This window comes from Streptomyces lincolnensis (genome assembly GCF_001685355.1).
Classification (GTDB): domain Bacteria; phylum Actinomycetota; class Actinomycetes; order Streptomycetales; family Streptomycetaceae; genus Streptomyces; species Streptomyces lincolnensis.
Genome location: NZ_CP016438.1, coordinates 10,103,258 through 10,123,780, shown reverse-complemented (window position 1 = coordinate 10,123,780; position 20,523 = coordinate 10,103,258). Strand labels below are relative to the sequence as shown.

Annotated in this window: 20 protein-coding genes and 1 pseudogene; 9 read left to right on the top strand and 12 right to left on the bottom strand. The window is 69.3% G+C overall.

Annotation, left to right across the window (positions count from 1 at the left end):
* Positions 1 to 147 precede the first annotated feature (147 nt).
* Both SLINC_RS44500 and SLINC_RS44495 read left to right on the top strand, forming a co-directional pair.
* The gene (locus SLINC_RS44500; RefSeq protein ID WP_067444283.1) at positions 148 to 1,020 is read left to right on the top strand and encodes a helix-turn-helix transcriptional regulator; all 873 of its coding nucleotides are present in this window, start codon (positions 148 to 150) and stop codon (positions 1,018 to 1,020) included.
* 291 nt (positions 1,021 to 1,311) lie between these two features.
* On the top strand, positions 1,312 to 1,989 hold the full coding sequence (locus SLINC_RS44495) for an SMI1/KNR4 family protein (RefSeq protein ID WP_335743787.1): 678 nt from the start codon (positions 1,312 to 1,314) through the stop codon (positions 1,987 to 1,989).
* Positions 1,990 to 1,995: 6 nt separating this feature from the next.
* Here the strand turns inward: SLINC_RS44495 and SLINC_RS44490 are convergent, their stop codons facing one another.
* From SLINC_RS44490 to SLINC_RS44470, 5 genes are all read right to left on the bottom strand, one after another.
* The gene (locus tag SLINC_RS44490) at positions 1,996 to 2,199 is read right to left on the bottom strand and encodes a hypothetical protein (RefSeq protein WP_159425416.1); all 204 of its coding nucleotides are present in this window, start codon (positions 2,197 to 2,199) and stop codon (positions 1,996 to 1,998) included.
* Between the two features lie 79 nt (positions 2,200 to 2,278).
* Positions 2,279 to 3,832: an amidohydrolase family protein gene (locus tag SLINC_RS44485; RefSeq protein ID WP_067444277.1), complete on the bottom strand. Its 1,554-nt coding sequence runs from the start codon at positions 3,830 to 3,832 to the stop codon at positions 2,279 to 2,281.
* A 264-nt stretch (positions 3,833 to 4,096) separates the two neighbouring features.
* The gene (locus SLINC_RS44480; RefSeq protein WP_067444275.1) at positions 4,097 to 4,774 is read right to left on the bottom strand and encodes a restriction endonuclease; all 678 of its coding nucleotides are present in this window, start codon (positions 4,772 to 4,774) and stop codon (positions 4,097 to 4,099) included.
* Positions 4,771 to 5,145, bottom strand: a complete 375-nt coding sequence (locus SLINC_RS44475) for a hypothetical protein (protein WP_067446526.1) — start codon at positions 5,143 to 5,145, stop codon at positions 4,771 to 4,773. Before SLINC_RS44475 ends, SLINC_RS44480 begins: the two co-directional genes overlap by 4 nt.
* Positions 5,146 to 5,354: 209 nt before the next feature.
* A complete protein-coding gene (locus SLINC_RS44470; protein ID WP_067444273.1) occupies positions 5,355 to 6,071 on the bottom strand; it encodes an NAD(P)-dependent oxidoreductase in 717 nt (238 codons plus the stop codon).
* A 106-nt stretch (positions 6,072 to 6,177) separates the two neighbouring features.
* On the opposite strand from SLINC_RS44470, the gene SLINC_RS44465 reads away from it, so the two are divergent.
* Positions 6,178 to 6,861 (top strand): TetR/AcrR family transcriptional regulator, encoded by a 684-nt coding sequence (locus SLINC_RS44465; RefSeq protein WP_067444271.1) that lies wholly within the window; start codon positions 6,178 to 6,180, stop codon positions 6,859 to 6,861.
* Here SLINC_RS44465 and SLINC_RS44460 read toward each other — a convergent pair.
* Positions 6,858 to 7,433, bottom strand: coding sequence for a P-loop NTPase family protein (locus tag SLINC_RS44460; protein WP_067444269.1), 576 nt, complete (start codon positions 7,431 to 7,433; stop codon positions 6,858 to 6,860). The genes SLINC_RS44465 and SLINC_RS44460 overlap by 4 nt on opposite strands.
* Positions 7,434 to 7,641: 208 nt before the next feature.
* Here SLINC_RS44460 and SLINC_RS46925 point away from each other — a divergent pair, with 208 nt between their 5' ends.
* Entirely contained in the window at positions 7,642 to 7,974 is a 333-nt protein-coding gene (locus SLINC_RS46925; RefSeq protein WP_079165026.1) for a type II toxin-antitoxin system PemK/MazF family toxin, read from the top strand.
* A gap of 477 nt (positions 7,975 to 8,451) precedes the next feature.
* Here SLINC_RS46925 and SLINC_RS44450 read toward each other — a convergent pair.
* The 3 genes and pseudogenes from SLINC_RS44450 to SLINC_RS44440 all read right to left on the bottom strand — a co-directional run bounded on the left by SLINC_RS44450 (position 8,452) and on the right by SLINC_RS44440 (position 10,770).
* Positions 8,452 to 9,181: pseudogene (locus SLINC_RS44450) on the bottom strand (alpha/beta hydrolase).
* 348 nt (positions 9,182 to 9,529) lie between these two features.
* Positions 9,530 to 10,237, bottom strand: a complete 708-nt coding sequence (locus SLINC_RS44445; RefSeq protein WP_237282040.1) for a transposase family protein — start codon at positions 10,235 to 10,237, stop codon at positions 9,530 to 9,532.
* A 179-nt stretch (positions 10,238 to 10,416) separates the two neighbouring features.
* Positions 10,417 to 10,770: a hypothetical protein gene (locus SLINC_RS44440; RefSeq protein WP_211292783.1), complete on the bottom strand. Its 354-nt coding sequence runs from the start codon at positions 10,768 to 10,770 to the stop codon at positions 10,417 to 10,419.
* 375 nt (positions 10,771 to 11,145) lie between these two features.
* Between SLINC_RS44440 and SLINC_RS44435 the strand changes: the two genes are divergently transcribed.
* Positions 11,146 to 11,988 (top strand): alpha/beta fold hydrolase, encoded by an 843-nt coding sequence (locus SLINC_RS44435; RefSeq protein WP_067444265.1) that lies wholly within the window; start codon positions 11,146 to 11,148, stop codon positions 11,986 to 11,988.
* 684 nt (positions 11,989 to 12,672) lie between these two features.
* Entirely contained in the window at positions 12,673 to 13,944 is a 1,272-nt protein-coding gene (locus tag SLINC_RS44430) for an MFS transporter (protein WP_211292782.1), read from the top strand.
* 383 nt (positions 13,945 to 14,327) lie between these two features.
* On the opposite strand, the gene SLINC_RS44425 is transcribed toward SLINC_RS44430, so the two are convergent.
* The gene (locus SLINC_RS44425) at positions 14,328 to 15,581 is read right to left on the bottom strand and encodes an SLC13 family permease (RefSeq protein ID WP_261340689.1); all 1,254 of its coding nucleotides are present in this window, start codon (positions 15,579 to 15,581) and stop codon (positions 14,328 to 14,330) included.
* Positions 15,582 to 15,683: 102 nt separating this feature from the next.
* Positions 15,684 to 16,805, bottom strand: coding sequence for a PrpF domain-containing protein (locus SLINC_RS44420; RefSeq protein ID WP_067444262.1), 1,122 nt, complete (start codon positions 16,803 to 16,805; stop codon positions 15,684 to 15,686).
* 169 nt (positions 16,806 to 16,974) lie between these two features.
* Between SLINC_RS44420 and SLINC_RS44415 the strand changes: the two genes are divergently transcribed.
* Positions 16,975 to 17,928 (top strand): LysR family transcriptional regulator, encoded by a 954-nt coding sequence (locus tag SLINC_RS44415; protein ID WP_067444260.1) that lies wholly within the window; start codon positions 16,975 to 16,977, stop codon positions 17,926 to 17,928.
* A gap of 238 nt (positions 17,929 to 18,166) precedes the next feature.
* Here the strand turns inward: SLINC_RS44415 and SLINC_RS44410 are convergent, their stop codons facing one another.
* Positions 18,167 to 19,000, bottom strand: coding sequence for an alpha/beta hydrolase (locus tag SLINC_RS44410; protein WP_237282092.1), 834 nt, complete (start codon positions 18,998 to 19,000; stop codon positions 18,167 to 18,169).
* A 128-nt stretch (positions 19,001 to 19,128) separates the two neighbouring features.
* On the opposite strand from SLINC_RS44410, the gene SLINC_RS44405 reads away from it, so the two are divergent.
* On the top strand, positions 19,129 to 19,707 hold the full coding sequence (locus SLINC_RS44405) for a TetR/AcrR family transcriptional regulator (protein WP_067444256.1): 579 nt from the start codon (positions 19,129 to 19,131) through the stop codon (positions 19,705 to 19,707).
* 61 nt (positions 19,708 to 19,768) lie between these two features.
* Positions 19,769 to 20,437 carry an alpha/beta fold hydrolase gene (locus SLINC_RS44400; RefSeq protein ID WP_067444253.1) on the top strand — a complete coding sequence of 223 codons (669 nt, stop codon included), beginning with the start codon at positions 19,769 to 19,771 and terminating at the stop codon, positions 20,435 to 20,437.
* Positions 20,438 to 20,523 lie beyond the last annotated feature (86 nt).

Sequence of the window (20,523 nt, the reverse complement as noted above, 5' to 3'; positions counted from 1 at the left end):
TGGATCGCAGTGGGCGACTGCTGGCCGCACATCCAGAACACCACCCGCGCCGGCCTCTCAGGACGCCATAACTGGCCCTGCCGAAACAGGTATCGGCAGGACCACCCTGGAGCCGCACGGCACCGCCGAGGCGGTCACACTTGAGCCATGGATGGGACGAAGGAAATCTCTGACTTTCTGCGTTCACGGCGCGCGGGCATCACCCCGGAAGACGCAGGACTGCCCTCCGACGGACGCGTACGCCGTGTACCGGGCCTGCGCAGGGACGAGGTGGCCCGCCTGGCCGGCGTGAGCACGGAGTACTACACGCGTCTGGAGCAGGGGCGAGCGGGCAACCCCTCCGCCGAGGTCGTCGAAGCGATCTCCCGCACGCTGCGCCTTGACGAGACCGAACGCGAACACTTCACCGACCTGCTGCGGCACGGCACCCGGACCGTACGCCGCGCGCCGACCAGGGCCCAGCAGGTCCGGCCGGGGCTGCACCTGATGCTGGAGACCCTCGACCAGGTCCCGGCCTTCATCCTGGGCCGCCGCACCGACGTGCTGGCCTCCAACCGGCTCGCCAGGGTCGTCCTCACCGACTTCGACGCCCTGCCCGCCACCCGCCGCAATCTGGCCCGCTACTACCTCCTGGACCCGCGGGCCCGTGAGCGCGTGGGCGACTGGGAACGGATCGCCGCGGAGACGGTGGCCATCCTCCGGTTCGAGGCAGGCCGCTACCCCCACGACCGACAGCTCGCCGACCTCGTCGGTGAACTCACCCTCCAGTCCCCCGAGTTCACCGGCTGGTGGAACGACCACCGCGTGCTGCGCCGTACCCACGGAGCCAAGCACTACTACCACCACCTCGTCGGCGACCTGCACTTCTCCTACGAGTCCTTCCAGGCCCCCGGCGACGCGGAACAAACCCTGTGCGTCTACAACGTCGAACCGGGCTCCGAAACCGCGCAGGCCCTGCAGGTCCTGGCCAGCTGGACCGCACCCGAGATCACGACACCTGAGACCCGGCGCCCCAGCTGAATGTCCCTGACCCACCAGGCCGAGTCTGCACGCAGGTTCAGCGCGCTGCCGTACGGCGACGGCGGGATGTGGAGGAGCCCAGTGTCGTCGCCGCCGAAGCGGAGCACGTTGTCCCTGCGGTGTGGGCTGAGCGCGGCGATGTCGTCGGGGTTCGACTCCCAGCCCCAACTGACCCCATTGGCCGCGCTCACGCAAGCCGGGCATGCGCCCGCGCTCCGCGCCAAGGCGGCAGCGCAGGGAGGGCGCTCTCGCCCCTCTCCCCCCCCCATCCGCCCATCCAGCCCGTGAGCCATGCGGGCGGGGGCGTGGTCAGCCCAGCCTGAAGTCGGCCGGGTTTCCTGCTTGCAGAGTGTCAGTGCCCGGTGGTACCTGCAGGGCGCGGAAGATGCGATGTCGGGTGCGATAGCCGTCCTGCGTGAAGCCTTTCCGGCCAAGGTCCGTCACCGCCCTTTGGACGGGGAAGAGCTTCGGGTGTGGGAGCGAAGGCACGGGGTGGTGTTGCCGGAGCCGTATCGCACTTTCGTGACCGAGATCGCGAACGGTACCGACGACGGTCCGCCTGACGAGGGTGGTCTGCTGCCCCTGGGAGAGAAGCCGGACAGCTGGGCCGTCTGGGAAGCGGACTGCTGGATGAGCCCGGAGCCGTTCGATGGCGCCGCCGTACGCGTGCCCGGCCAGCCGTTCCCTCTTGAGGAGGAGTGGCAGTGGGAGTACGACTACTACGACCACACCCGTCACTCGTCTCTGTTGCACCAGACCTACCAGCACGGCTCGGTGCTGCTGGGCAGCGACAGACCCGGTGAGTACTGGACGTTGGTGGTGACCGGGCCGCAACGCGGCCGGGTGTGGTGGCTCGGAGACGGATGCGCCGCACCCTATGCCGACCACACGTCCGATCAGCCGGGGGGCAATTTCCTGCACTGGGTCAGGGACTGGCATGTCGGACAGGGCTGGTGGCGGGCCGAGTAGCGCCCTTCACACCCAGGCCGCGGGCTCGACCGCTCGAATGCTCCCTCGAACTTGATCGAGTTCACCGCTGTGGGTCTCCTCCCACCGGTCCCGGCCGCCGTACCCGCCGCTGCCGTCGCCCGCCCGCGCCGTCTCACGCAGACGCAGTGTCAGCAGGTTCACCAGCGCCTCGGACGCCTCCGGCTCTCGGCCGGCGTGTATCAGGGGCACCCCGACGGACAGGCGCCACAACAGCGCGTCCGGGCTGCGGCCGGCGTCACTCGTCGGCGAGGCCGCCGCCAGAGGGCTGTCAGGGGTGTCCTCCGCAGCCGCAGCCCGTCATGGTCGCCCCCTCCTGGGGCGGCGGGGTCTGTGCGGCGGCCTCTTCCACCGCTGCGAGCAGTCGGCGGCGTTCCTCCGGCGGGATCCACCTGCCGTCGACGACCACGCCGTGGATGCGGCGGGTGTTGCGGATGTCGCGCAGCGGGTCGGCGTCGAGGACGAGCAGGTCGGCGGCCTGTCCGCGGGCCACGGTGCCGACGGCGGGCAGGCCGAGGGTGTGGGCCGCGTCCCGCGTGGCCGCGCGCAGGGCCTCGGCCGGGGTGAGGCCGGCCGCCACGAGGAGGGCCAGCTCGTCGTGGAGGGCGAAGCCCGGGACGAGGTATCCCGTGCCGGTGTCGGTGCCCGCGGCCAGCCGCACGCCCGCGCCGTGGAGCTCGCTCACCAGCCGGAGCCGGTGCTCGAAGATCCGGCGGATCTGCCGGGCCTGCTCGGGGGTGCGCCCGCCGGTCAGTGCCGTCAGCTGGTCCGGCCAGCTCTCCACCTGCCAGGCGGGCAGGTACTTCCACTCCTCGGCCCGGGACGGAACGTCGTCGGGCAGCTCCAGCGTGCGGTGCACGCTGAGCGTGGGGACGACCGCTGTCCCGTCGGCCGCCAGACTCCGGAAGAGGGCGTCCGCCCGGTCCCGGTCGTAGCCCTGCACCGCCCGCCATTCGAGGGGGTGCACCTGCTGGAACCAGCTGTGGTAGCGGGACAGGCTGCTGGGATCGCGCGGGTCGATCCGTACGGCGGCCAGGCGGCGCCGTATCTCCTTCTCGTGCCGTGAGGTCGCCAGGAGCAGCGCGTGCAGGTGCTCGATGGTGCGGTGGCCGGTGGCGCTCGCCTCCGCGATCCGTACGGTGTCGGGGCAGTGCCCGAGGTGGGGCATGCCCTGGCGCCGGGCCTCGTCCGCGATGGCGAAGTAGGCCTCGCGGGACAGTCGGGAGTACACCTTGACGAAGTCCGCCCCCTCGCGCTTGACCCGTCGTACGGCGCGCCGGGCCTCGGCCGCGTCGCGCACCTCGATGGTCGGGCCCACGTCGGCCGCCCACAGTGATGGCCCGCCGTCGACGATGGGGCTGCCGACCACCCAGCGGGGTCCGAGCAGCGCACCGCTGCGGATCTTCTCGCGCCACTCGTGGTGGACCGGCTGGCCCCGCATCTCCCGGACCGTGGTGACGCCGGCGAGGGCGTACAGCGTCGGGATCACTGTCTCCGGGCCGTCGCTGTGGGTGTGCGCCTCGATCAGTCCCGGGATCAGGTACTTGCCGGTCAGGTCGACCGTGCGGGTGCCCGGGCGGAGCCGGATGCGTGCGCTCGGGGCGAGTTGGGTGATGCGGCCGCCCTCGACGACGACCGTCATGTCGGGGGCCGGGGGTGCTCCCGATCCGTCGATCAGGGTGACGTGGGTGAACGCCAACAGGCTGGCGTCGGCGCCGTTTCCGGCCCTCGCCCCGAGCGCGCGTGCCGTGCCGGCGGATGCGGTGGTCGTCAGTGCCGTACCCGTCACGACGGCGGCCCCGGCCAGGAACCCTCGTCGGGCCATGCCGCGATGTGCCCCACCTCTTGCTTCGGACATGCTGTTTCCCCTCCCGATGGAGAATCCGTCGGCCGTGTCCGCCGACTCCCACGACTCTGGCGGACACGGGGCGATGGGACAGTGCGGCCAGACAGTGGGTGTGGGGGTGTTGCTGGGACCACCGGTGGGCTCCCCGGCGCTGGGGTTGCCCCGTACGTGAACCGGTGCCGGTCGGTGTGATCACGCCGCCTCGTGCCAGGGTGGTCAGAGGCACAGGGAGCTACACCATGGTCAGGAGAGCGCTGACGGCCTACGCGGGGGTGGCAGAGCCCGCAGCAGTTCCCAGAGTGGCCGGGATCCCGCAGCCCACTCCCCCAGGACTCGTCGGTCGACCAGGTGGAGCCTCTGTTGCTGGGCAAAGTCGCGGCCGGGCCGGGTGATCCTGCCGTTGGTCACCATCACCACGACGTCCGCCCCATGCACCGGGCGGCCCGTGCCGTTGAGCACCTGGAGATCCGGCGTTCCCACCGCCGCGCCCCGGTCCCCGTTCCTGCGGTGCTTGCACTGGATCACCCAGCGCCGTCCCGAAGGGTCCGTGGCCTTCACGTCCGCTCCCAGGTCACCCTGCCCGCCGACCTGCACGGCGTCAGTGCAGCCGTCGCGGCGCATCAGGTCTCGGATCGCGTGCTCGAACTGCCGGTGCGTCAGCGCGTCCAGCTGCGCCAGCCCGTAGCGCAAGGCACGTGCCTGCGCCTGCGCCCACCGCGCCCGCCGGTTCCGCTGCTGCCACCACCCGGTACCGCCCACGACGGCGAGAACCGCGGCCACGAGCAGCACCCACCAGTGGGCGAGCAGCCAGTTGACCACCGTCACGACCATGCCCACGGCCACGGCAGCGGCCAGGAACGTGGTGAACTGCGTGTCCTTCTGCTGCTGTCGACGCGTCCTGCGGCGCGGGCGGCGGCTCACCTGCCGCTGCCCATCGTGGAGAAGTCGATCGGGTACAACACCGTCGGCCTGGGAACGGTAGGCGTCGACTTCGGGGTCTGCCATCTGACCGGGTACGACACCGCCGGCCGCGGCTGCGCGGCCTGGCCCTCCTCTGCGCTCGCCCCCTCGAACCGGATCGGGTACTGCACGGTCGACTGCGGCCGCGGTGCCGTGCCGTCGGCGGTGCCCCCACGGGCGCCGTTGCCCATCCCGACCACGGCCAACGCGACCACGGCTAAGACTGTCATCTCCCGGCGCGCACCCGGCGCCCACCGGGAATGCGCCCGTACCACGGTCCCGTCCGAGCGCTTGTACTTGTCGATCCAGACCACCGTGTACTTCCTCTCCATCGCCATTGCTCCCCGCGCGATGGACCATGCTTGCATTCACCACTGACAATGCCAGCCCTTCAACAGGCCAGCTCTGCGAGGGTGTTGAGCCCCAGGGTTGCCTGCCAGGCCGGTACCGGCACCCATGGGCTTCACCGACTTCCAGGCCGTCGGCACCCATTGGGTATGGCACGGTGGGTCCTGCATGTGCTCGCTCGGCTCCGGCCCGGCTAGGCCTGGTTGCGGGGGCCTCCTGCATGGGCGAGCGCGCTGGGAGTTCGGCAGCCGACGATCGCGGGGGCCTCCTGGATGAGCGTGTCGTTGGTGAGCGCTTCCACCATGAACAGGGCGAAGTCCACCCGACGCGTCAGGTTGCCGGCCAGTACCGGATCACCCACGTGGCGGCTCCACACGGGCAGGCCCTGGCTTTCGCCTTCCTCCAGGCTGCTGCCGCGCACCACGGTCCACCGGGTGTCGCTGGCGAACACCCGTCGGCACGCCTCCACTTGGTCGTCGATCTCGACGGCGCGGACGAGCTTGGCGAGCACGGAGGCGATCCGGACGCCCACGGTGAACATTCGCGAGTACTTGTCCTTGCCGTCGCGCGTGATGTGCCAGCCGCAGGAGAAGACCAGGCGCGCACCCGGCCGCGCATGGTCGAGCACCGCCTGCGCAGTGCCTGATGCGTACTGCTGGACACCCCAGGGCGCCAGCACCGTCAGCACCCCATCGCACCCGGCGACCGCCCGCCGGATCACCTCCGAGTCGTTCGTGGGTCCGGGGATCACGGTCATCCGGCCTTCGAACGCGGCCAGTTTCGGCACGCTGCGCTCCCGGCACACGCCGATCACGTCGTAGCCGCGTTCCAGGGCGTGCCCGACCATGTACTGCCCGAGCTTCCCCGATGCTCCGACGATGCAGACCTTCTTCACACGATCCGTGCTCATGCCGCATCCCCTTCGCCGGACTGCTGACCTTATGTTGTAAGGCCATGTTGTAAGGCAAGCTATCCTTATGCCGTAAGGCGGTCAAGGGAGCGAAAAGGAGGGGCGCATGCGCGAGGGAGGCAAGGGCCGACGCGGGACATCGGCACGCATCCCGCTCAGTCGCGAGCGCGTGATCCGTACGGCGGTGGCGGTGGCGGACGAGAAGGGATCGGCCGCACTCACCATGCGGGCCATCGCCGAACCGCTGGGAGTTGAGGCGATGTCGCTGTATCACCACGTGGCAGGCAGGGAGGACATCCTCGACGGCATGGTGGACGCGGTGTTCGGCGAGATCGACCTGCCGCCGCGCGACACGGACTGGAAGAGCGCCATGCGCCACCGCGCGGTCTGCGCCCGTGCCGTCCTGCGGCGCCACCCGTGGTCCATCGGCCTCATGGACTCCCGCTCCCAGCCCGGCCCCGCGACCCTGCGCCACCACGACGCCGTCATCGGAGCGTTGCGCGCCGGAGGCTTCTCCGTCCCCATGGCCGCGCACGCCATCTCACTGATCGACAGCTACCTGTACGGCTTCGTGCTCCAGGAGCTGAGCCTGCCGTTCACCGGCACGGCGGAACTCAACGAGGTCACCGACGCCATCCTGCGCGACATGCCCGCCGACGACTACCCCCACCTCACCGAACTGGCCACCGAGCACGTCCTCAAGCCCGGCTACGACTACGCCGACGAGTTCACCTTCGGCCTCACCCTCATCCTCGACGCCCTCCACCCGGACGACACCGCGAACGCTTAGTACTCCAGGCGTGGTTCGTGATCCGGGGTCTGTGCCGATTGGGCTGACCAGTTGGTTGCCGCGATGGCGTCGCGAGCGATGTCGGTGACGGATCGGCCGTCGGTGGATATCCGTGCGACCCACGGAGGTGCGGTGGCTTCCAGATGTTGGGCCATGGCAGTGCTTCGGGTGACGTGGGCGTCGAGTTGGCTGCCGATCTCTCGGCTGCCGAGACGCTGTCGGGTGGTTGCGTCGTCGGCGGTCAGGAGTACCGCGGTGATGCGGGGTGTGCCGCCCATGGCGCGGGTGATCAGGTCGGGCTCCAGAACGGAGACGGTGTTGGTGTAGATCAGCCTGCGGTATCCCAGAGCGACGTAGTTGCGCCAGAGCGCGGCGAGGTTCGCCTCGGTCATCTTCGTGCGGGCGGGGTCGTCGGCCGGGGCGGGGAATGCCTGGTCCAGGTTGTCGCCCTCGATCAAGCAGTGGGCGATGCGCAGGGTTTGCAGTTGCGCGGAGATCTCCCAGCCGACCGTGGTCTTGCCGACCCCGGCGCGGCCGCCGATGAGCAGTGCTTCGTATGCGTCGGCAGGCACAGGCGGTCTCCGTGCGTTCGCAGGGCCGATGGCGTCAAAGACGACATGGGTGCGGCCACCGTTGATCATCGGTGTGTGAAGACAAACGATCACGGGGTGGCCGCGGGTCACAGGGTAGACCCTGACCAGCCGACATTACGATCTATGCCTGGAGTAGGCGGCGGTCGAAGGGGCGACGCAGGCGCACCGTCCCGTACCGGGAGGACATATGCGACGTGGCGAAGTCTGGTGGGCACATTTCAACGAGCAGCGGGCAGTCGTACTGCTGTCGGGAGAAGAGGCGTCCGGTTTCTTGGCGATGCAGGTCGTCGCTCCCGCGGGCACCGATCTCAGCGGCGTGGCCGTTGAGGTGGCAGTAGGTGCCCCCGAAGGACTGCCTCTCGACGGCGTCCTGAGAGTCGCACTTCCACGTCCCGACCTCATCCCCTGTACTTGGCTGGTCACCCTGGCCAGGGAAGACCTGATCGGGCAGGCAGGCGTCCTGCCGTCCGCGAAGCTCAGCGAGATCGAGGATGCCCTTCGTCTCGGTGGACTCAAGTAGGCAGAGAGGGATGGGCGCCGCCGATGGCGCGGCCGGTCTCGTCGAGATGGTCAATGAGCGGTGTGCATCGTGAAGTTGCTGATGGCGGTTCTGGTGTGCGTGGGGTTCGGGATACTCGCGCTGGTCGCGAGCGGATGACTTCAGGGAAGATCGTCGGTCAGCGGTGATGGCGCTCTTTGAACCTCGTCACCCCTGCTCACGGGGCTCGGCAAACGTGCTCAGTTGATCCCCCACTCTCCGGCGATCCGCAAGGTACGGGCTGAGTGCCTCACGGCGTGGGCCCAGATGATGGAGGCGCTGGTGGCCAAGCGCCGCCCCGCTCGGCCGGTACCGCCGATGGCCGGTACCGGCCGAGCGGGGCGGTTGTGCAGCCGCTGGCCACCGCCATCGACGAGGGCAGGGGCCTGCCCTCGATGAGCGGCGTGCCGACCGGCACCGCCTACCGTCTACTGGCCTGGCGGCGGGGCCAGCCCGCGGCTAGCGCAGATGCCGAGCGAAGAACTGGGCCGCGGCGTCCCCCGCGGACTGCGGGACGCCGGTGTGCCCGCCCATATTGGCGTGCAAGGACTTCTCCTTGGAGCCGAAGGCGTCGAACAGGTCCAGGGCCGCCTGCCGGTCGTTCCCTTCGTCGTCCCACTGCAGCAGGACATGGAGCGGAATGGTGACCCGGCGGGCCTCCTCGAACATGGCGCGAGGCACGAAACTCCCGGCGAAGAAACCGGCGGCCACGACGCGCGGCTCGACCACCGCAAGGCGGACGCCGATGGAGATCACTCCCCCCCGAGTACCCGACCGGGCCGCCGATCTCGGGCAGCGACAGGAGGGCGTCCAAGGCGGCCTGCCATTCCGGGACCGCCTTTTCGACCAGCGGGAGGATGAGGGCGTCGATGATCTCGTCGCTGACCGGCTCGCCGGCTTCCATAGCCCGGCGCAGGTCGGCGCGGGCCTGCTCGGCGGCGGCCCAACGGGGCCGGTCACCGCTCCCAGGGAGCTCGATGGTGGCCGCGGCGAAGCCATCCGCCGTGGCGTGCCGGGCCCGCGCCACCAATCGGGGGTACATCTTGTGCAGTCCGAGCGGGGGGTGGCCGAGCAGGATCAGCGGCGCTGGTGCGGATGCGGGCGTCCACAGGATGCCGGGGATCTCGCCGAGGGTGAATTCGCGCTCGAGGACACCGTCGTCGAGACGCTGTTCAGACGTGAAATGCATGGTCGTGCCTTTCGGGAGTGCACAGAACGGCGCTCCCGGACGACCTATCGCCCGACCGTGACCCCGGAGGAGAGCACCCACGTCGATACGTTCACGGGTACCACCTCCTCAATCTCTCGCACGGTCTCCGGGAAAGTAGCAGTCGGCGCCGTGGTCCACCAAACGGGTTTTTGCGGAGGCTCCGTGACCGGATGCCACGGAGCCGAAGGCAGAGGCGGACAGCGTCACAAGATCAAGGACCTCAGCCGGGTTTCCAACACATGCGTGTGCTCGCCGCTCTTCCGCACACCGTTCAACATCCAAGTAAGTGACGGGAAGAGCGACTCCACCGAGGTTCAAAGAGCCCTATCAGCGGGAGACTTCGCGGTTTGTGAGGACCAGCAGGCCCTTCACCAGCGCGGTTGCCCACCTCGGGTCGGTACGGACCTTACCGAGCACGCGCCAGTTCTTGAGGTGGGCGAAGCCGTGCTCGACCGGGGCCCGGACGGCGGCGAGGGCCTTGTTGGACAGCTTCTGGCCGCGGGTCAGAGGCCGGTTCCGGGCGGCCTGGTAGCCGGTGATCACTGCCGGGTCGACGTCGGGACCGCTGTCGTCGAGTCCGACGAATCCCAGGTCGGCGATGGCGCCGAGGCCGGCCGGCCGCAGGTGGGCGGTGAGGTGGTCGTGGCGGCAGCTGGTGATCTCCGAGGTCCATCCGGCCCGCACCGCGGAGACCCATATCAGACGGCCCTTGTCGTCGGTGAGCGCGATCACGAGCAGGCCATGGCATCTGTGCTTGCCGGAGTAGTTCTTCCGGTTCTCGGTTCCGGTACGCCGCCGGGTGCGGATCAGCGTGCCGTCCAGCAGGACCACTCCGCCACCACTTCGGGCGATCTTCTTCAACGCCCGGTCCAGGCGCGAGGCGCGGGCAGCCAGCAGCCCGACGACCTCGCGCACCCAGCGCGTAACGGTGGTGCGGTGTATCCCGTTCCCGCCGGCCAGATCGTCGGGCCGCTGGTCACAGCGCAGCACCGCCAGCACTATGCCCGCGATCTTCCCGGCGGCAGCACCCGCCACCGCGATCTGATCTTCTTCAGGCGGCCGCGGATCAGGTCGGCGAACCAGTTCAGGGTGGCGCTCGACGGCGGTAGGCGGTGTAAACAAGGCCATCAGGGCCCTCGGCGTGATGGTTGTTTTTCTTCACACCAAACTCAACTGCCGCCGGGGGACCGTCCGTTACGCCGTACCCCACGCGATCATGGACGTGCGGTGAACCGCCCGTCGGGGCGTTTGTGCAGCCAGCCACGGTCAGCCGGCTTCGTCAGCTTCCCGCGCAGAGGCTCCAGCTTGCCCCGCACCCCCGTGTCCAAGCCCGGCGCACGGTCCGGGACCAACCGCGCTGCCCGGCCCGCTACTTGAACGACCAACGACCCGGCCTCCGCCTGCTCGTCGGCGATCTGCTCGCTCAGCCGCTGCAGAACGCGTTCGGCCACGGCGAGCTCGTCCCGCTCCGCCCGCACCTCCACCAGCTGCTTGACCAGCTGTTCTTCGAGTCCGTCCAGCTCTGCACGTCGCGCGGTGATCCGCTCCAGCACCTCGGGGTCCATCATGCGCCGGATCGTAGAAGCGACACCGGCGACGACGGGCAGGAACCCGCAGAGCCGCCCCGCCAGACGATCTACACCCCAGACTGCCCAGCACGACCAACACGAGCACCCCGAAGCAACGTCACGCCAGACCCATGACCTGCGACTTCACGATGCACACTGCTCAATGGTGGCCGCGCCATATCAGCGGCGCCCCCACTCACAAGATCACGATCTCCGGCTGGAGTACTCCACATGTTTCCTGCGTGAGCGATGACTTTGAGCGGCGGATCGGGTCTCCCACGGCATGACTCCCATCATCGCTGGCATCCCGCTCCCCCTCGACGGTTTCGTCACCGGGCCCGACCCCCTTACCTACGACATCTCCCGGTGATTCCGATGACCACTGTCAAAGCCAATGGGATCGCCCTGGGCATCGAGTCGTTCGGCGACGACAACGCGCCACTCGTCCTGCTCGCGGGCGGAACGACGATGCTCTCCTGGCCCGACGCGCTGTGCGAACGCCTCGCCGCCGGCGGGCGCCGTGTGGTGCGCTACGACCTTCGCGACAGCGGGGAGTCGACGACGGACCCGAAGCAGGCGCCCGCCTACACCCTGCGCGACCTCGCCGCCGACGCGGCAGCCCTTGCCGACGTGCTCGGCGACGGGCCCGCCCACCTTGCGGGGATCGACGTAGGCGGGATGGTCGCCCAGGTGGCCGTACTCGACCATCCGAGCGCGTTCTCGGCGCTCACCCTGGTCGGCACCCGCGCGGTTGCCCCCGGCCCACCCGACGACGACCTCCCCGACCACGACCAGGCGACGATGAGCCGGCTCTTCGCGCGTCCGATACCCGATTGGACCGACCGCAAGGCAGTGGCGGAGTTCGCCGCCGCCGCAGCGGAGATCCTCGGCGACGACCCTCTCACCGGACGCGCCGTCGCCGCACGCATCTGGGACCGCACGCCCGGCACCGCGCCCCCGGTCCAGATGGCCAACCAGATGGGCATGGTGTTCTCCAGGCTCGACTGCAAACCTCGCTGGCGCGAGCGCCTGCCCGAGATCAAAGTCCCCACGCTCGTCGTCCACGGCCGCCGCAACCGGTTCTTCCCCGTCGGCAACGGTAAGGCGATCGCGCGCGAGATCCCCGGGGCACAGCTCCTCGTCCTTGAGGAGGCCGCCACTGCCATCCCCGCAGCGGCGATCGACGAGGTCGCCGCGGCGATGCTCACGCTCGGATAGAGGACGGCGGATACGGCGCGGGTCTGACAGGTCTGCGGTCGTGGATGGGGAGCGTCGTGGGACACCTCGCAGGTGAAGCGAGGTTCAGCGACCGCGGCGGAAAGTCCGCCGCAACGGCGATTGCTCCGCTGCCTCCCGTGGGTCCGGCGCGGCCGGAGTACGATCTCCCTCGCGTCGGCGATGGCAGGCCGCGGGATGCCACGTTCCGTAGCGAACGTCACTGCGGCGACGCCTCGCCGCTCGCCCGCGCGAGGCGGACGCTGAAGGCGGGCGTTGGAGGGGCCCCGGCATCGGTGAGAATGCTCAGATCCAGCGTCCAGACCCTGGCCGAACGCCCCACACGCTGAACGCGTAGCGGATGTGGCTGCGGGCCGTGGCATGGCTCGTCTCCGTGCCCTTGACCAAGGCGGGCGAACGCCTTCGTTTCCAAGCCGCGAATTGGCGCCACGGCCCTCCGTGGCGCTGCACGCTCCGCACCGCATGCCGGCCCGGCAGGTGATCATCCGACGCAGCCGTTCACCCCGCAGCGTCACACGGGAGCGGACGTTGGTGAACCAGCAGCTGGAGGGTGACGTCCCAGAGGGTCGGCCCATTGTCCTGCGCGAAGTACGGACTGGAGGTTTCCGGTCGACGGCGGAGGCCCAACACCTATGATCACCGGAGTCACCAGGGGGAGCTCGCACCATGACCGGCACCACGGAGGCCCTTGGCGGGTCGGCTGCAGTCGACGATGCAGCACGAAGCGTCACGCGCCCGTTCTACGTATACGCCGTGCTCGCCAACTCGCTGTTCCAGCGTGGCGTGTTCGTCCTCTTCCTTTATCAGCGAGGCTTCTCCGCCGGGCAAGTAGCCCTCCTTCAGACACTGCTCTACCTGGTCAGCGGACTCGCGGAGTTGCCGACGGGAGTCATCGCCGACCGAATCGGCAGGCGTGCCAGCATCGTGATCGGCCAGGTGCTGATAGCTGGATGCCTGCTCGGTCAGGTGGCGTTCTCCAACTACTGGGTGTTCCTGGCGCTGTTCATCGGGCAGGGCGTGGGCATGGCATGTGTGTCCGGTTCGGACACCGCTCTGCTGTACGACCTGCTCGTGCGTCATGGTGCAACGGCCGGCTACGTCAAGATCAAGTCCCGGTTCACCATGCTCGGGACGGTCACCTCGGGAGTCGCCATCGTCCTCGGCGGCCAACTGCAGCAGTTTTCCTGGGGAGTCGTCTACGTCGGTTCGGCGTCCTGCCTCATCCTGGCCGTGGTGGTGCTGATGTCAAGGGTGCCCGAGATCCGCGGCGCGGACGCGGTGGACGAGCAGGACGGAGCCGGGAAGGAGCACCGCGACGCCACAGCATGGCGGGCGCTGCTTCGGGTCGCCACGCCGGCGCTCGTGACGCTTGTCGTGGTGTCCGGATTGATGCACGCGACTTTGACGCCGTACATCATTTTCACGCAGAAGACCCTCTCCGATCAGGGAGCGGGCACCGCATTGGTCAGCGTGGTCATAGCGGCGGGTTTCTTCGTCGGCGGACTCACTCCCCTGCTGTCGGACCGCGCGGACCGTCGCATCGGGTATCGGGTCATCGTCCCGGTGGCTCTCCTGACGCTCGCCGTGGCGCTCGGACTGAGCGGCCTCGGCCTTGTCTGGGTCACCGTCGCCGCGTTCCTGGTCCTGGTCGGAATTCCCGAGATCACCGCCGTGCTCGTGGACAACGTGTTCAACGAGGCAGTGCCGTCGCGCCACCGGGCGAGCCTGCTGTCGATGATCGCATTCGTGGAGTCGGCGCTCATCGGCATCGGCTATCTCGTCCTCGGCGCGCTCATGGACGGGTTGGGCTCCAGTGTGGGCATGGCCACCTACGCCGCGGTCCCTCTGCTGGCATGTCTCCTGTGGCTCCCGGTGCTCTTCCGAGGGGCACGGGTGACCACCGGGATCGAGAAGCCTGCCGGTCAGAAGGCATCCTGAGACAGACCATCTCGACACTTCAGCCCAGGCGATCACGCCGGCCGGGATGGGCGCGACCTGTGCGGCCGCGCTCAACCACGAGTTGGTCGAGGAATTCCCCGAGCGGGATCTCCGCGCGCACCGTCCCGCAAATGCAGCGAGCCTCACCCCGGTGACACCGGGATGAGGCTCGATCAGAGCGCCGGGCAGGCCTTGCACCTGCATTTCCCCGCAGGAAGCGGGGCGTCTTTCCTTGGACCACCAACGCACAACCGGCCGACTGGAGTTGCGGCGACCAGCTCAAGATCAATCGTAGCGTACGCGGCCGGTACTTCTGGTCCGGCTGTCCCAGCAGCAACCCAACGGGCCCGGTGCGTCAGCCGCACGTCGAGCCCGTTGGCGTCCTACGACCAGGGCAGGACCAGCGCGCCCCAGGCCACGACGGGGCCGAGGGCGACAATTCCGCCGGTGTAGCCGATGACCTGGCGGTAGAAGCGGCGGGGTTCCACCCCGCGGGCGTTGCTGAGGACGAGTGCACCGTTGGTGGAGAAGGGCGAGGTGTCGACGATCGTCGTGGAGACGGCGAGGGCGGCGATCAGCCCGGCGGCGCTGAGATGGCTGGAGAGCAGCAGCGGTACGGCGATGGGGATGATCGCGGTGAGGATCGCTGTGGAGGAGGCGAAGGCGGAGGTGATGGCGACGGTGAAGCAGAGCAGCAGGGCGACGGCGACCGGTGCGCCCAGGCCCGCCGCGTGTTCGGAGATGTTCTCGATGATGCCGGCCTTCTCCAGCATGGCGATGTAGGTCATCATGCCCGCGACCAGCAGCAGGGTGGACCAGCTGACGCCCTCCACGGCCTTCTCCTGCCGCTTCATGTCCACCAGGGCCAGCAGTGCGCCGGCCGCCAGGGCGAGGAAGCCGATCTCCAGGTGGAAGCCCAGAGCGCCGACGACTAGGGCGACCAGGCAGGCGAGGGTGAGCCACTGACGCCAGTCGGGCCTGTCGGACACGGCGAGGTCCTCGTCCTCGGCCGCCTCGTCGGATTCCTCGGCCAGCGGGGCGGGGCGCTTGGCGAGCAGTGCGTAGGTGAGTGCCGAGAGCACCAGGTTGATCAGGAAGCTGGCGCTGAACAGCGTCACCGCGGAGACGTGCAGTTCGGTCTTGTCGACCAGGCCGAGCACCAGCGCACCGGAGACGGCGAGCGGGGAGAACGCGCCCGCGTGCCCGCCGCTGATCACCATCATGCCGACGACCAGCGGGTTGAGCCGGTAGCGGTAGGCGAAGTTCATACCGATCGGCGCGAGGATGGCGACCGCCGCCGGGGTGAACGTACCGAACGCCGTGAGCAGGGCGGCCACCAGGAACAGCACCCAGGGAATGAGCGCGACCTTGCCGCGGACCAGCCGTACTCCGGCCGCGACGAGCCAGTCGATGGTGCCGTTGCGGCGGGCGACGGAGAACAGATAGGTGACGCCGACGATGGTGACGAAGAGTTTCGCCGGGAACCCCTCGAAGATCTCGTCCTCGGTGAGGCCGAGCGAGGCGGTGCCGACCGCGAAGGTGGCGACGAAGGCGAGGATGCCCAGGTTGATCGGCAGCACCGTGCCGACCACGAACATCACCAGCAGCGCGCCTATGGAAATCACTTCAGCAGACATCTTTGTCCTTGGTGCGATGGGGAGGGGCGCGCCCCGGGGGCGCGAGGATATCCCGGTGCGGACGGCGGGGGCACCGGCCGACCGAGGTGATGTCCGTCCCGGTCAGGCGGCTTGCGTGCGGCCTGCTTCCGGGACGTAGATACGGGCGTCGGCGAGCAGTCGCGCCGCGCGCTGCACGGTGACCTGCCGCGGCAGGCCGTCTTGTACGTCGGTGCAGCGGACCGCGACGATGCCGGCGGGGGTGCCGAGTCGCAGCCACTCGTCGGTCGGGCCGCCCGTGGTCCGGCTGACCACGGAGCCGGCGACGAGCCCGGCCGCCGCGACGGCGACGGCGGAGGTCAGGCCGATCGCGGGGTGCGGGGCGTTCATGCTGAGCATGCGCACCGAGATGTCGTAGTCCTCGGCCGCGACCGGTTCGCCGAGGGTGGTGGTGTACGGCACCGGCGGGCCCACCAGGCCCACCTTCGGCACCGCGTCGCCCGGTTCCTCGCCCGGCTTGAGCAGCCCCATCAGCGGTGCGGCGGCATGGCGCACAGTGCGCAGCCAGGGCACGTCCGCGCCCATCCGCTCCAGGGGCTCGGCGCCGGTGCGGCCGGCGGCGAGGGCATCGACGAGGACGACGGGGGCCCCGGCGTCCACCATGCTCACCCGCACCGGCTCGGCGTCAGCGACCCGCAGGTCCTGTGCGGCCTGCCCGGTGGGGAGCAGTAAACCGGTGGTGCCGCCGGCCGGATCCCGGAAGGTGAGGCCGACGGCGACCCCGCCGGCCCGGGTGCCGGGTACGGTCTGGCGGCCGAAGTGGTGGACGACGCCACCGGTGGTGTCCACGAGCCCTTCGAGGACCGCGCCGGTGTTGGTATTGCGCATCACCACCCGAGTCCGGTCGCCGGTGATCGCCACCATGCCCTTTGCGGCCGCGTACAGGGCGACCCCGGTGGCGCAGTTGCCGCAGTTGCTCGTCCACTCGACCGAGCCGGTGCCGATGCCGACCTGGGCGAAGAGATAGTCCACGTCCACGCCGGGTTCGGGCGAGGCGCTGACGACCGCCGCCTTCGAGGTGGTGGGGGTCGCCCCGCCCACGCCGTCCAGTTCCACGGGATCGGTGGCGCCGTACGCGGAGACCAGCAGTTTCTCCAGTTCGCCGCGGTCGGCGGGGACGTCGACCTGATTGAACAGCCAGCACTTGCTGGTGCCGCCACGCACCAGGGTCGCGGGAGTGTGCACGTCTGAGGCTCTTCCTTGATCAACGAGGGGAGGGAAGGGCCGAGGCGGAGGTTGCGGGCGCATTGCGTTCCGGTGAACCGCTCGGCGGATGCGGAGACCTTCGCAGGGGCGTGACTTCGGAGCAATCGCAGTTCACTTCAGTTGGGTTTAGCTCAGCTAAAGTCAACGGATGCTGAACGTTCGCCGCCTGCTGCTGCTCACCGAGGCCACTGAACGCGGTTCACTCACCGCTGCGGCCGAGGCCCTGGGCATGACCACTTCCGCCGCTTCCCAGCAGATGTCCCTGCTGGAGCAGGAGGTGGGGCAGCCGCTGATCGAGCGGCTGCCGCGCGGTATCCGCCCCACCCCGGCGGGTGCCGCGCTGGCCGGGCGCGGCCAGGCGATCCGCCGCGAACTGCGCGCCGCCCAGGCCGACTTGGATTCGTTCACCGCCCTCGACCAGGGCACCTTGCGGCTTGGTTCCTTCCCCACGGCGAGCGCGTCCCTGCTGCCGCTCGCGCTCACCCGCTTCCGCCGCCGTCACACCGGTGTCCGTATCGAGGTACGCGCAGGGGTGCTCGCGGAGCTGCGGGAGATGCTCCACACCGGGGAGGTGGAACAGGGACTGCTGTGGGACTACGAATGGAACCGCCTCGACGATCCGGCGCTCTCCCTCACCCACCTGCTGGACGACCCCACGGTGCTGGTCGTCCCCGCCGACTCCCCCTTGCGCAACCATCCCTCCGTCCGGCTCGGCGACCTCGCCGACCAGGAGTGGATCATCCGCGCCGACAACCACCCGGTCGCCGATGTCCTGCGCCGCAGTTGCCGCCGGGCGGGATTCGAGCCACAGATCGCCTACTCCTCACACGACTACCAGGAGGCGCAGGCCATGGTCGCCGCCGGGCTCGGCATCGCCCTCGCCCCCCGTCTGGCCCTCACCAGCCGCCGCAGCGACGTACGCCTCCTGCCCTTCGCCTCCGACGTGCCCGCACCCACCCGTCGCATCCTGTTGGCACGCGCCACCTCCCGCCCCGCCACCCCACCCGCACAGGCGATGGCCCGTGTCCTGCGCACGGTGGCGCAGCGTTTCACCGCCCCCGGCCTGGACCGGGCACAGCTCGGGGCGGTGCGGCGCGGCTGAGGACCCGGACGCCGTTGTGCGGCCCTGCCGGCGAGGGCGTCTCTGGCACGAACCCCGCGGGGACGTTCGTCCGGAGTACGACGAGCCGGATCCGGTCCGGCGTCAGCAGCGGCAGGACTCACCGCCGCTCATGGCTTCCGAACGACCCAGGCACCGGCTCTGAACCCCGCATCACCACTACCCGGGCCGGAATCGCTCTCCTCCGCCGCAGCGTCGACGCGCTTGGGCCTCGGTGCCTCTACCGCCACAACCAGCGCAAGGCATCGGGGAGCAGGACTCCGCCGTGGTTGGGGCTGTGGCCGCCGTCGCCCAGGACGAGGCGGAAGTCGTATCCGGCTTCCGCGAGCGCGGCGGCGACACGCAGGTTGTTGGCGAGCCAGTTCGCTTCGGGCTCGTTCCAGCGCAGGTCACGATGGCCCGCTTGCAGGAAGATGCGCAGTGGCTTGCGGGGGACGCCCGGGATCAGTTCGGGGTACGGGTTGCCGCCTGGCATCTGCGCGAAGCTGGACAGGTACCCGATGACGCGGCGGAACCTGTCCGGGCGCAGCCACGCTGCGGTGAAGGCGCAGTTGCCGCCGCTACTGCCACCGCAGATGCCCCACCGGTCGGGGTCCTCGGCGATTGTGTACCGCTGTGTGACCTCGGGGATGATCTCGTCCAGGAGGAAACTGACGTACCGGTCGTCGAAAGCGTCGTACTCGGTGTTGCGGTTCTTCGGGTTCTCGGCATCGGGGAAGACGCCGGGGTCGACGAACACGCCGATGGTGACCGGGATGTCGCCGCGGTGGACGAGGTTGTCCAGGACGATCGCGCCGCGCACCTCTCCTTCGGGGTCCAGGTACCACCAGCCGTCCTGGAACACCATCAGCGACGCGGGCTGTGCGGGGTCGTACCGGGCGGGCACGTGAACCCAGAACCTGCGGAACGTGCCCGGGTAGATCGCACTCTCGTTCCAGTGGAACTCGATGGTCCTGCCGACAGGCACCCCGGGCTGGACAGTCGAGTCGGGGCCATGGGCGTAGCGAACGTCCGACTGGTCGTCCGGAAGCGGCTGGTAGGGCACCTCGATCATCACGCGGCCAACCTAGGAGAGATCACGAATCCTCTCAAAGGGTTTACGCAAGCCGACCCGATGTGACGCTCGGTGCTGCCACATACCACATTCTTGAGCGAGCGATCCAGATCGGTTACGGTGAACACATGGCAAGGACACGGGAGTTCGACACCGAGGCGGCGGTGAGCCGCGCGATGGATCTGTTCTGGACGCGCGGATACGAGGCGACTTCGGTACGCGAGCTGACCCAGCACCTCGGGATCGGGCAGGGCTCCCTGTACGCCGCGTTCGGCGACAAGGACGGTCTCTACCGGGCCGCACTGGAGCACTACCGCGCCACTTTCGCGGCGGCCGCCCTGCGCAGCCTCGAAGAGGGGGCGGACGCCCGGTCGGCGATCCGTGCGCTGCTGGTCGAACGGATCCGGATCGCCGTCGAACACGGCGGCCGGGGGTGCCTGTTGGTCAATGCCGCCACCGAGCGCCTGCCGGAGGACCAGCCGACCCGGCGTACGGTACGGGACATGCTGGGAGCCAACCAGGACGCGCTCACCGACCTGCTGCGCGCGGCGGCGGAGCGCGACGAGATCTCGGCGCGGCACGATCCGCACACTCTCGCCGCCTTCCTCGTCACGTTCCTCAACGGTCTCCTCGTGTCCTCGAAGATCACGCCGGACGTCCGCGCTCTCGAACCCCTCGTGGAGGTCGCACTGACCACGCTCGACTGACTCTTTCGTATCCAGAATCTGTATCACTCGATCCAGATATACCCGGAAAGCTGATACAGGAATGATTTTCGACCATCACGGAGAGCCCGTTCGTACGGGCCGGGCCGCCATCAACGGAACGAGCCTGCACTACCGGACAAGCGGATCCGGCCCGGCAGTGGTACTCCTGCACGGCGTGCCGAAGACCAGCTACCACTGGCGGCACCTCGTCCCGAAGCTGACGCCCCACCACACCGTCGTTGCACCCGACCTTCGTGGCCTCGGCGACTCCGCGCGCCCCGCGGACGGCTACGACTCCGCGACGATGAGCGACGACATCGCCGCGCTGATGGACCACCTTGGGCACGACACCTACAGCGTGATCGGAGAGGACTGGGGCGCCGTGATCGGCTACCAACTGGCCGCCCGGCACCGCGCCCACGTGGATGCCCTGGTCTTCGCCGAGGCACTGTTCCCCGGGTTCGACTTCGAGGACCACACCGCACTCACGCACGAAAACGTCTCCAGCGGCATGCACTTGTGGCACCTGAGCTTCTACTTCCAGCCGGACACCGCCACCCCCGACGCGATCGAAGAATACGTGCGCTGCTACTCCATGCCCGGCGGCATCCGCGCGATGCTGTCGATCTACCGGGCGATGCTCGTCGACGCCGGACACGACCTCGCCGAGGAGGTGCCCGACGAGATGGCCGACGTCGTGCTGCCTTTCCTGGCCAAGCAGCAGGTGTAGCCGCGAGACCACCAGCGCCGGAATGCCGTACGGACACGGCTCCGGCCTGGTGCCCGCGGATGCGGGGACCAGGCCGGAGGGTTTCG

Coding starts and splice junctions, on each gene's coding strand:
- SLINC_RS44465 (WP_067444271.1), top strand. CDS start 6,178: ATGCGCGAGGGAGGCAAGGGCCGACGCGGGACATCGGCACGCATCCCG.
- SLINC_RS44415 (WP_067444260.1), top strand. CDS start 16,975: ATGCTGAACGTTCGCCGCCTGCTGCTGCTCACCGAGGCCACTGAACGC.
- SLINC_RS44470 (WP_067444273.1), bottom strand. CDS start 6,071: ATGAGCACGGATCGTGTGAAGAAGGTCTGCATCGTCGGAGCATCGGGG.
- SLINC_RS44440 (WP_211292783.1), bottom strand. CDS start 10,770: ATGATGGACCCCGAGGTGCTGGAGCGGATCACCGCGCGACGTGCAGAG.
- SLINC_RS44405 (WP_067444256.1), top strand. CDS start 19,129: ATGGCAAGGACACGGGAGTTCGACACCGAGGCGGCGGTGAGCCGCGCG.
- SLINC_RS44500 (WP_067444283.1), top strand. CDS start 148: ATGGATGGGACGAAGGAAATCTCTGACTTTCTGCGTTCACGGCGCGCG.
- SLINC_RS44400 (WP_067444253.1), top strand. CDS start 19,769: ATGATTTTCGACCATCACGGAGAGCCCGTTCGTACGGGCCGGGCCGCC.
- SLINC_RS44410 (WP_237282092.1), bottom strand. CDS start 19,000: ATGATCGAGGTGCCCTACCAGCCGCTTCCGGACGACCAGTCGGACGTT.
- SLINC_RS44435 (WP_067444265.1), top strand. CDS start 11,146: ATGACCACTGTCAAAGCCAATGGGATCGCCCTGGGCATCGAGTCGTTC.
- SLINC_RS44485 (WP_067444277.1), bottom strand. CDS start 3,832: ATGGCCCGACGAGGGTTCCTGGCCGGGGCCGCCGTCGTGACGGGTACG.
- SLINC_RS44475 (WP_067446526.1), bottom strand. CDS start 5,145: ATGGAGAGGAAGTACACGGTGGTCTGGATCGACAAGTACAAGCGCTCG.
- SLINC_RS44425 (WP_261340689.1), bottom strand. CDS start 15,581: ATGTCTGCTGAAGTGATTTCCATAGGCGCGCTGCTGGTGATGTTCGTG.
- SLINC_RS44495 (WP_335743787.1), top strand. CDS start 1,312: ATGCGGGCGGGGGCGTGGTCAGCCCAGCCTGAAGTCGGCCGGGTTTCC.
- SLINC_RS44430 (WP_211292782.1), top strand. CDS start 12,673: ATGACCGGCACCACGGAGGCCCTTGGCGGGTCGGCTGCAGTCGACGAT.
- SLINC_RS46925 (WP_079165026.1), top strand. CDS start 7,642: ATGCGACGTGGCGAAGTCTGGTGGGCACATTTCAACGAGCAGCGGGCA.